The sequence below is a fragment of the Streptomyces sp. NPDC059679 genome (assembly GCF_042734105.1).
In the GTDB taxonomy this organism is placed as follows: Bacteria; Actinomycetota; Actinomycetes; order Streptomycetales; family Streptomycetaceae; genus Streptomyces.
On sequence record NZ_JBHWES010000177.1, the window covers coordinates 1 to 3,142 of the forward strand.

The 3,142-nt window shown below is 73.1% G+C and carries 1 protein-coding gene; it reads right to left on the reverse strand.

Features of this window, described 5'->3' with window-relative positions; genetic code table 11:
- Positions 1-32: 32 nt before the first annotated feature.
- Positions 33-2,759, reverse strand: a complete 2,727-nt coding sequence (locus tag ACFV2X_RS55445) for an ATP-binding protein (protein WP_385631916.1) — start codon at positions 2,757-2,759, stop codon at positions 33-35.
- Between the last annotated feature and the right edge of the window lie 383 nt (positions 2,760-3,142).

Here is a 3,142-nt window from a genome sequence, read left to right on the forward strand (position 1 = left end):
TACCGCGACATGGCACGCACGCTGCCAGCCCGTCAGGGAAGCCGCAGGTCCCGCAGCTGTCGCCGGGAGGTGATGCTCAGCTTGCGGAAGATGCTGCGGAGGTGGGCCTCAATGGTGCGCGGGCTCAAGAACAGCTGTGCGCCGACCTCCCGGGAGGTCGCCCCGGTAGCTACCAGCCGGGCGATCGTCAGCTCCTGTGCTGTGAGCGCGTCCGAGGGCTGGGCGGACCGGCTGCGTGGGTGCTCGCCGGTGGCGCGCAGCTCGCGGGCGGCGCGTGCGGCGAACGCTTCCGCACCCATGTCCGACAGCATCTGGTGGGCGGTGCGGAGCTGCTGGCGGGCGCCTTGGCGGCGGCCCTCGCGGCGTAGCCACTCGCCATAGACGAGATGAGTCCGGGCCAGCTGGGTGGCCACTCGGCAGTTTCGTAGCTGCTCGATCGCCTCGCGGTAGTACTCCTCGGCGGCCGGGCCGGTACTGACCAATGCCCGTGAGCGCGCTGCCAGCCCGAGCCCCCACGGGGTGCCGCTGGCCAGCGCCCGTGAGCTGAGCTGGTCCAGCGCAGCGGTCGCACGCTCCGGCCGGCCGCTACGGCATGCCGCTTCAATGAGCTCGGAGTGGGCCAGGTTGCTGTGGGTCAGCTCGTCGGACTCGAAAGCCCGCGTCGCAGCGACCAGAGCCGCCGGGTAGTCGCCCAGACCGTTGTGCAGCACCGCCATGGCGTACTGCGCCAGGAAGTCCTCAGTTCGGCCCCCACGTCCAGCCGCTTCCCGGACCATGGTCGCGTGGACCTCGGTGGTCTCGTCCGAGCGGCCGCGCCAGGCAGCCAGGATGAGCTGGCCGTGGAGCACGGGCACAGTTCTGGTCGCGGCGGCGATCGCGGTCTGCTCGGCGGCCCGGGAGAAGTCACCGGAGAGCACCAGCATGACGGACTGGACGAGCAGTGCTGCCGGGAGCGTGGCCAGCGCGCCGGCTTCCCTGACCAGCCGGACATGACGAGCGGCCAGCGCGTGCACCATCTGGTCGTCGAAGACCGACATCGCGGTCCGGCCGGCCAGCCACAGCCAGCGGCGGTCGTCGCCGTCGTTCACGGCATGATCGTCCCGCTCGTGACGATTGAAGGCGTCCAACGCCCGCCGCAGCCCGGGCACTCCTGCCGCGTAGCCCTGCGTGAACGTCGTCACCAGCCCGTCGAGCAACAGATCCACGGGCCTCGGCGACTCCGGTGGTGCGGGCGCGGCCCGGGCTGCGTCGGCCACCGCACGCACGCCGCCGCCGGGTCCGCGGTCGCCAGTAACGATCGCCGCATCGAGCGCGTCCAGGTAGGTCTCCCGGGACAGCGCCGGGTCCAGCGGGGCGAGGCTCTTGGCGGCGTCCAGCAGCATCCGCGGCCCCTCGCCGCCCCTTGCCTCGTGGAACGCGATCCGAGCATGCAGCAGCTCTAGGCGGGCCTGCGCCACGGCGTCCAACGGCCCGGCCGCGGCGACCGTCAGCAGCTCCAGGGCCTCGGACGCACCGGCCTCGTGCTTGGCGTGCGCAGCTTCCAGGGCCCGTTCCGCCCGGACGGCCGGCCTAGGGGTCAGCTCGGCCGCACGCTTCAGGAACGCCGCCGCGGCGGCCAACCCGCCGCGGGCGCGGGCCCGTCCGGCCGAACGCTCCAGCTCCGCGGCGGCGTCCTCATCAGTGCCCACCACCGCCTGCGCGCGGTGCCAGGCACGCCGGTCCGGATCGGCCTGCTGGTCGGTGACGGCGGCCAGCGCGCCGTGCGCACGGCGCCGGTCGGTCGGTGTGGCCGCCCGGTAGACCGCCGAGCGCACCAGCGGGTGCCGGAACCGCACACGGAAGTCGAACTCCAGCAGCCCGGCGGCCTCCGCGGGCGCAGCCGCCTCGCGGGCGATCCCCAGCTCCGCGGCCGCGCGCCACAGCAACGCCGCGTCCCCGGTCGGCTCGGCCGCGGCAACCACCAGCAGCATCCGCGCGTCGGCAGGCAGGCTGTTCGCGCGGCGCCGAAAGCCGTCCTCGATCCGGCGCGGAACGCTCACCACGTCCGGCAGCTCGAACCCGCCCGCGAACTGCACCGCCGGAGCACCCCGGGGTAGCTCCAACAACGCCAGCGGATTGCCGCGCGCCTCGGCTACGATCCGGTCGCGCACCACATCGTCCAGTGGTGCGCGGACCGCGGTGGCCAGCAGCGTCTGGGCATCGGAGGCCCCCAGCCCCGTCAGGCGCAGTTCCGGCAACCCGCTGAACGCCTCGACGTCGGTCACACCGGGATCGCGCAGCGCAAACACCATCACCACCCGCTCGGCCCCCACCCGCCGGGCCACGAAAGCCAGAACCTGCGCAGACGCCTGATCGAGCCACTGCGCATCATCGACCACACACAGCAACGGCCCGTTCTCGGCCAACAGGCTCAACACCGCCAACCCCACCAGGAACCGGTCCGGCGCAGCACCCTCGCGCAGCCCGAACGCCACCCCGAGCGCGGCCTGCTGCGGCTCGGGCAGCTCGACCGCCCGCGCCAGGAACGGGGCGCACAACTGGTGCAGGCCCGCGAACGCGAACTCTGCCTCGGCCTCCACCCCGGCCGCGTCCTGAACCCCGAATCCCGCCGCCACGGCGGTCTCCCGCATGTGCTGCAGGAGGGCGGACTTGCCGATGCCGGCTTCCCCGCGCACCACCAACACTCCGCTGTCGCCGCCCTGCGCCCGAGCCAGCAGCTGCTCGAGCGACGCCTGCTCGGCGCGCCGTCCCACGAGCATCGCCTGGTCCTCCCCTGGCGCCGACACGGCGCCTATCCGGTAATTGTCACCGACGCGAAGCGCGCGGGCAGCACCGGGTCGTCAAGATGCCAGCCTCTCCCGCGCCAGGGTCGGTGACGGGATAAGGGATTTTTACCGACGCGGACCAGGCGCCTTCCCCGCGACTCTGAGAGCCGACAGCAGAGCGACCGGGAAGGGAGCGACCACCGTGATCAGCACCGAGGTGTTCTTCCCCGCCGACGAGGAGTCCTCCCGCTACGGCAGCAGCGCGAGCGGGTCGCCGTCCACGCCCTGGCCCACCGGGAGCTGCACGGCGGTGGGGCGGGCTGTCGGAGGCCGATCACCGGCGCCGGCTCACGCACCCGTGACCACGCCGAAGACAT

Coding starts and splice junctions, on each gene's coding strand:
- ACFV2X_RS55445 (WP_385631916.1), bottom strand. CDS start 2,759: ATGCTCGTGGGACGGCGCGCCGAGCAGGCGTCGCTCGAGCAGCTGCTG.